The organism is Acetobacterium sp., from assembly GCF_036508315.1.
Taxonomy (GTDB): domain Bacteria; phylum Bacillota; class Clostridia; order Eubacteriales; family Eubacteriaceae; genus Acetobacterium.
The window spans coordinates 1-5,851 of sequence record NZ_DATCHP010000114.1 but is presented as its reverse complement, the minus strand read 5'-3'; the positions used below and the strand labels follow the sequence as shown (position 1 = coordinate 5,851).

11 protein-coding genes and 1 pseudogene are annotated in these 5,851 nt (G+C 36.1%); 8 read left to right on the top strand and 4 right to left on the bottom strand.

What is annotated here, in order from left to right; translation table 11 throughout:
• The 4 genes from VIK44_RS14020 to VIK44_RS14005 all read left to right on the top strand — a co-directional run.
• Positions 1-445: C39 family peptidase (locus VIK44_RS14020; protein ID WP_331554515.1), on the top strand; the 445-nt coding region annotated here is incomplete at its 5' end.
• A gap of 224 nt (positions 446-669) precedes the next feature.
• Positions 670-813: a hypothetical protein gene (locus tag VIK44_RS14015; protein WP_331554514.1), complete on the top strand. Its 144-nt coding sequence runs from the start codon at positions 670-672 to the stop codon at positions 811-813.
• Between the two features lie 277 nt (positions 814-1,090).
• Positions 1,091-2,344, top strand: coding sequence for a DNA polymerase IV (dinB, locus tag VIK44_RS14010; RefSeq protein WP_331554513.1), 1,254 nt, complete (start codon positions 1,091-1,093; stop codon positions 2,342-2,344).
• A 15-nt stretch (positions 2,345-2,359) separates the two neighbouring features.
• Positions 2,360-2,605: a hypothetical protein gene (locus VIK44_RS14005; RefSeq protein WP_331554512.1), complete on the top strand. Its 246-nt coding sequence runs from the start codon at positions 2,360-2,362 to the stop codon at positions 2,603-2,605.
• Between the two features lie 12 nt (positions 2,606-2,617).
• Here the strand turns inward: VIK44_RS14005 and VIK44_RS14000 are convergent, their stop codons facing one another.
• Entirely contained in the window at positions 2,618-2,995 is a 378-nt protein-coding gene (locus VIK44_RS14000; RefSeq protein WP_331554511.1) for a JAB domain-containing protein, read from the bottom strand.
• Positions 2,996-3,028: 33 nt separating this feature from the next.
• Entirely contained in the window at positions 3,029-3,196 is a 168-nt protein-coding gene (locus tag VIK44_RS13995; RefSeq protein WP_331554510.1) for a hypothetical protein, read from the bottom strand.
• A gap of 331 nt (positions 3,197-3,527) precedes the next feature.
• On the opposite strand from VIK44_RS13995, the gene VIK44_RS13990 reads away from it, so the two are divergent.
• Entirely contained in the window at positions 3,528-3,731 is a 204-nt protein-coding gene (locus VIK44_RS13990; protein ID WP_331554509.1) for a CsbD family protein, read from the top strand.
• A gap of 164 nt (positions 3,732-3,895) precedes the next feature.
• The gene (locus tag VIK44_RS13985; protein ID WP_331554508.1) at positions 3,896-4,045 is read left to right on the top strand and encodes a lmo0937 family membrane protein; all 150 of its coding nucleotides are present in this window, start codon (positions 3,896-3,898) and stop codon (positions 4,043-4,045) included.
• A gap of 39 nt (positions 4,046-4,084) precedes the next feature.
• Here VIK44_RS13985 and VIK44_RS13980 read toward each other — a convergent pair whose 3' ends face one another.
• Positions 4,085-4,441, bottom strand: a complete 357-nt coding sequence (locus VIK44_RS13980) for a hypothetical protein (protein WP_331554507.1) — start codon at positions 4,439-4,441, stop codon at positions 4,085-4,087.
• Positions 4,442-4,752: 311 nt separating this feature from the next.
• On the opposite strand from VIK44_RS13980, the gene VIK44_RS13975 reads away from it, so the two are divergent.
• Positions 4,753-4,971 (top strand): hypothetical protein, encoded by a 219-nt coding sequence (locus VIK44_RS13975; RefSeq protein ID WP_331554506.1) that lies wholly within the window; start codon positions 4,753-4,755, stop codon positions 4,969-4,971.
• Here the strand turns inward: VIK44_RS13975 and VIK44_RS13970 are convergent.
• The gene (locus VIK44_RS13970; RefSeq protein ID WP_331554505.1) at positions 4,957-5,247 is read right to left on the bottom strand and encodes a rhodanese-like domain-containing protein; all 291 of its coding nucleotides are present in this window, start codon (positions 5,245-5,247) and stop codon (positions 4,957-4,959) included. The genes VIK44_RS13975 and VIK44_RS13970 overlap by 15 nt on opposite strands.
• A gap of 233 nt (positions 5,248-5,480) precedes the next feature.
• On the opposite strand from VIK44_RS13970, the pseudogene VIK44_RS13965 reads away from it, so the two are divergent.
• Positions 5,481-5,851, top strand: a pseudogene (locus VIK44_RS13965) (hypothetical protein); the annotation flags it as partial.

The window sequence follows — 5,851 nt, the reverse complement described above, 5'->3', positions numbered from 1 at the left end:
ACCTCAGCAGATTTACGATTATTTTAAATCAGAAGGGGTTGCCGTTGAGAAAAAAGAGAATATTTCTATTGAAGAACTGGCTTCATTTATTGATTCCGGCTATCCAGTTATGATGTGTGTTCAGGCTTGGAGTGGGGAATATAACACGACTGATCCGAACGCTACTGCTACCCATTACGATGAAGCGCTTGGAAAAGATGTTACGGATAATACTTATCTTGCAGATGGGCATTGGATTATCTGTGTAGGTTATAAAAAGATAGATGATGGTTATCAGTTCTATTTTAATGATCCTGCTTGCGTAGGCCATTGCCTTATGTCGCAGAGTGATCTTGATGCTCGTTGGATTGATATGGATGGAGAAGGAACTATCTACAATCACTTTGGATTTGTAATAAAAGGTACTACAAAATTTAATGATGATGGTGTGTTCTACCTCGATTAAAAAGATGAAGAAGTAATGCACCTGGCGATATTATTTCACAATTTGTAAGTATTAAACAGAGTGAGATTGATGGCATTGTATATGATACAGAAAAAGCAAAACGATTAACAACAATTCCTGTTTATAATGAAGGCGATGTTGAACTGTATATCGTATCAGCAGATCGATACTTTACATATAAGAATAATATAATTGAACCATTAAATGAATACCAGGCAAAAGCAATGGTTTATATCAATATTGGAGTGGAAGGTTATCTGCAACTCTTCAAGTATCTGACTGATTATGAGTTTAAAGAGATAAAAGTTCATTTACCGGAATTTCCAGGAAAAGACAATAAAAAAAAGGAGCTTTATCAAATCTATTAACCTGTTAACCTGTTTTAAAGAATGATCATTAATTTAGAACACCGGATTTTTGGGATAATTCATGGGCAGTCATTTTTGACTGTCTTTTTTATTTTCAGTAATTTTTTTTACTCTGTTTTATAAGTGATAGTTATTTAAAGTTTGCGAATATTATCATGAATGATTAAAATGGATATAAAAACCGTTGACAAAATATCATAAATGGGTGTATTATAAGCGTAGAAGAACATATGTACTAATTTAATTCAAAGGTCAAAAAGGTTAAAGAGGATGAGTTATGGAGCGTGTCATTATACATTCGGATATGAACAGCTTTTATGCAAATGTGGAATGTCTGTACAATCCGAAGATAAGAGATCTTCCTGTAGCTGTCGGTGGAAATCCAGAAAAACGTCATGGGATTATACTGGCAAAAAATGAGAAAGCAAAGAAAGCCGGGGTTAAAACAGGGGAAACTTTATGGCAGGCTCTTGGTAAATGTCCGGATCTGGTGATCGTACCGCCAAATTTTGAACGGTATCTGCGTTATTCCAAGCTGTCTAGAAAAATTTACAACCGATACACGGATCAGGTGGAGCCTTTTGGGCTCGATGAGTGCTGGCTTGATGTTACAAATAGCGTTAAAATCCATGGTAGTGGAGAAGAAATCGCTCAAAAGATCAGCCTAGAGATACAGGATGAGTTAGGTGTGACCGTTTCTATAGGCGTATCATGGAATAAGATTTTTGCCAAGTTTGGTTCTGACTATAAGAAACCCAATGCCATCACAGTGATTAATCGAGTCAATTATAAGAAAATAGTATGGGAACAGGAAGCTGGTGATTTGCTCTATGTAGGACGAGCAACGAAAAAAAAGTTATTGAAGTATGGCATTTACACCATAGGACAACTCGCAGAAAGTAACCAGGATTTTCTTGTTCTCGTATTTGGTAAAATGGGAGCAGTGTTATGGCGATTTGCCAATGGACTGGATGACAGTCCGGTGAAAGCCTTTGATGAGCATTATAACGGAAATGAACGATTCATTAAGAGCATTGGCAACAGTATAACCACTCCCCGGGATCTGAAGAACCTGAGAGATGTGAAGCTGATCATTTACATGCTGACTGAGAGTGTGGCCATGCGCTTGAGGGAAACGGGATGTTTTTGTCTGACAGTGGACATTCATGTGCGAAATAAGGAATTATATAGTTTCACACGCCAGGTAAAGCTTGATAAGCCATCGGATATCACAAACGAGATAGCTAAAGCAGCCATTGAGTTATTTGAGAAAAACTATGATTTCAGTTTGGATATACGTTCCATGGGCGTCCGGGTTGCAGATCTGGTACCGAATACGATTCCCATCCAGTTGGATGTGTTTGGCAGGGAAGAGGAAAGATTGCGGTTGGCTCAATTGGATACGACCATTGACGGCCTTCGAAAACGATTTGGAAATCTTAGCATTCAAAGAGCCATTACCCTCGGAGATCAAATGAGTTGTCTGGACCCGAAAAAAGACCATGTGATTCATCCGATTGGATACTTTTAAAGGAGATGTTAAATAATGATCATAAAAAAATATGTTCCGGTGATTGCAAAATTTGAGGAAGATGGCAGAATCATTCCCTTGCAGGTTTTTTGGGAGGATGGCAGGGTTTTTGAAATTGACCGGGTTTTAGATATGCGACCTGGAGTTTCACTAAAGGTTGGAGGACAGGGTATTCGGTATGTGTGCCGGATTTTAAACAAAGAGGTTTGTCTTTATTATGAGGAACCTAAATGGTTTGTAGAGAGTCATAGAGAACAATGAAGAGTCTCAAAATTAAAGAGCTGCTTTTGGTAGCAGATTGATTATTGATTGATAGCTAAATCCCTTAGCAATGAGGGAAAAAAAATAAGATTCCCAAAGATGATTGAGTCTTTGGGGAATTACTGTTCTTCCTATAAGAGTCCCTTGCCTTTTAAGCTGCAGAAGGCACCCTCTGAGCCGATGATAATGTGGTCCAACAGTTACAATGCCCATAAGTTTTCCGGCTTCTTTGATTCGTGTAGTGATATTGATATCTTCCTGGGATGGCTCTGGGTCTCCGGAAGGATGATTGTGAAATATGATAATACCAGCGGAATTGGACAGAATTGCTATTTTAAAGATTTCCCTGGGATGAATAAGCGAACTGTTTAGACAACCGATGCTGACCACGTTAAGTGATACAGGCCGATTCTTAGTGTCCAGTCAACAGACGATCACCTGTTCACGATCTGAGTCCTCTAAGAACTTTCTGCCCAGTCCAGCTGCATCTGAAGGTGTGCTTATTAGACGGACATCATAGAGGATACTTCCTTCTTTTACCATCTTAATCGTAACAATGTTGATCCTTTTAGCAGGTGTTACTTTTGTCATGTTAAGCTTCCTTTCGTTTTGAAATTTATAATAGCCCTAATCTCCATTATTTGAGAGATTAGGGCTTCATTTTTGCATTTTTTTTAGTTGCATTGAGACTGTAATTCCAGACATAGAGCCAATGGTCACCAGCTGGAAAAGTTCTGTTCATAAAAGATAAGGAGGTTGTGGTGCAGATTAAAACCTACACAACAACCTCGTTAAGAATTTTGAAAAATGTGGTTAAAATAAATAAGAGGGGTATATAAGTAATAGGGAAGATGGACCATAAACTTAATTGATTATAACCATAGTTAATTTCGAATTTTGAAAAATATAATGGAGGTATAAAATGGCAGATTTAAAAAGCAAACTTGAGAATACAAAGGATAAAGTTGTAGGAAAGTCCAAAGAAGATTTTGGGAAAGCAACTGGTAATGAAGAGACAGAACTTAAAGGTAAGGTTCAGTCGAGTAAGGCTGATGTAAAAGAAAAATTGGACGATGTAAAAGAAAATATTTCAAAAAAAATCAATGACATGGATAATGATAAATAAACGATTAAAAATCAGATATGTAATCTTCCCAATATTAAGCCGATATCTTAATTTGCTAGTAATTTAAGATACCGGCTTAAATAATGACACATTGATTATCATTGTTTTCGACAAAAAAGAGTTATAAGCTGGCAAAAATCTAAATAAAGAAAGGGTGAAAAGTCATGTTATGGACAATTGCTGTTATTCTCATAGTCTTATGGGTTCTTGGACTGGTTACTTCGTATACAATGGGCGGATTAATTCACATTCTGCTTGTCGTGGCGATCGTTGTAGTTGTGATAAGATTAATTTCAGGAAGAAAAGTACTTTAAATAAATTTTAAAATTGGAAGGTAAGCGTCAAATAAGGAATTAAAAAAGTCCGCCATTACTCATAAAAATGTTTTGATACTGCTGGAATCCCACAGCGATCATGACAATGGAAATAATCAGGTACAGATAATAACCCATACTGGCAGATGCAGAAACATTGAGCCCGAATGCAATTGAACCTTCAGCAAAGAAGGTAGCAATTAGTCCGGCAAGAGGAGCCAAGAATATTATGAGCTTTTTAATGTTGACCAGTTGATTCACGTAATTGCAGACAATGAGATAAATGGGTGCCAAAACCAAAACCATGATCAGACCAAAGAAACCACCGGAAACATAGGTGACATCAGTGAATTCCGACCCTAAAAGAACATTAAATCCTGTTAAAGCAAGATTCATACGCTCTCTTTAGAGTAGACAGTTGAAATAATAAAGCTGTTTCTATAAAGGGAGCATTTTTAATTTTTCAGCCTTGAGGGGTTACAGTGTTAAATTTAGGGTATTTTAAAAATATAGATAATATTTCATTAGGAGGAAGAGAAATTGGAAAAAACAAGTATTTTCAAACAAGATGTAAATGGTAAAATAAACCATACACATTTACGTCAATGAAAGCATACAGGTTTTCGCCAACAACCATACAACTTAAATTCAAACCAGCTCTTATCTTTGGTAAAATAGATTTACGAAGAGAGACGGGAGCGGTAGAAATGAAAGGATTTAAGTTGTATCATCAAATACAACAACTCAAAGAGTTGGGATTCACTCGATCACAGACAGCCAGGCAGTTGATTATCAATCGAGAAACCGCTACACGTTATTGGGATATGACAGCCGACGAATTTGAAGCGCATCTATACAGCATCAATCGTGAAAATATGCTTAACAAATTTACCATGCACAATTTGTGCACATCAGGAATAACATAGCCAGTTACCAACTGCACCAATATTTGTGACATTTGTATAACCGATTTTTGAAAAATAATTGCAGGCCTTACTGCTACGAGCTCCACTTAAACAATATACATAAATAATGGTATCCATATTCTTAAACAGGCTTTTAATCTTGTCCGCCTTGTCCAAAGGAATATTAACAGCCTTTGGGATATGCCCTGATTTATATTCTGCTGGAGTACGTACATCGATAATCATGATGGATGGATCATTATCAATATTTTCTTGCTTTGGACATTGACAGGACAAAGTAATTTTTTTTAAATAAGTTAAACATTAAATCCTCCTATGTTGTTAAATAGTTTATTTTTATCATATACTAATCCACTAGACTATATCAGTGATTTTGTCACCAAAAAACTCTTGTAACCCGCATAATTTGACGGTTATATTCTTTTTATATATAATGAAGGGTAGTTAAAATAATATATTATGAAAAATAAAGTTTACATGATAATGATATTTTACGAAGGAAGAAAAGCATGAATAATAAGCAACGGATAAATGTTGGAATTGGCTTTGCTACGGGTAGAAAAAACTTCCAAATGGTACTCAGAACTTATATCTCTAATTTTAAGGAGTCAGGTGTATTGGATGAGCATAATATTAAACTTAATTTATTTATTGCTTATGATCTTTCCTATAACAATACAAAGGCGATTGATTATACGAGTATCCCTCCTGAGATTTTAAAAGAAGTAGAAAACATAATTTTTATATGGAAAGGAAAGATTAAAGAGGAATCTGGAAAACTGGTTAACCAGGGAGTTCTAAATGAAGAAGAGGTTGAGAGTGTTTTCGGAAAAGGGTATGCAGGACAGCGTAATGCAGTGATGTACTATGCCGTTAAAGA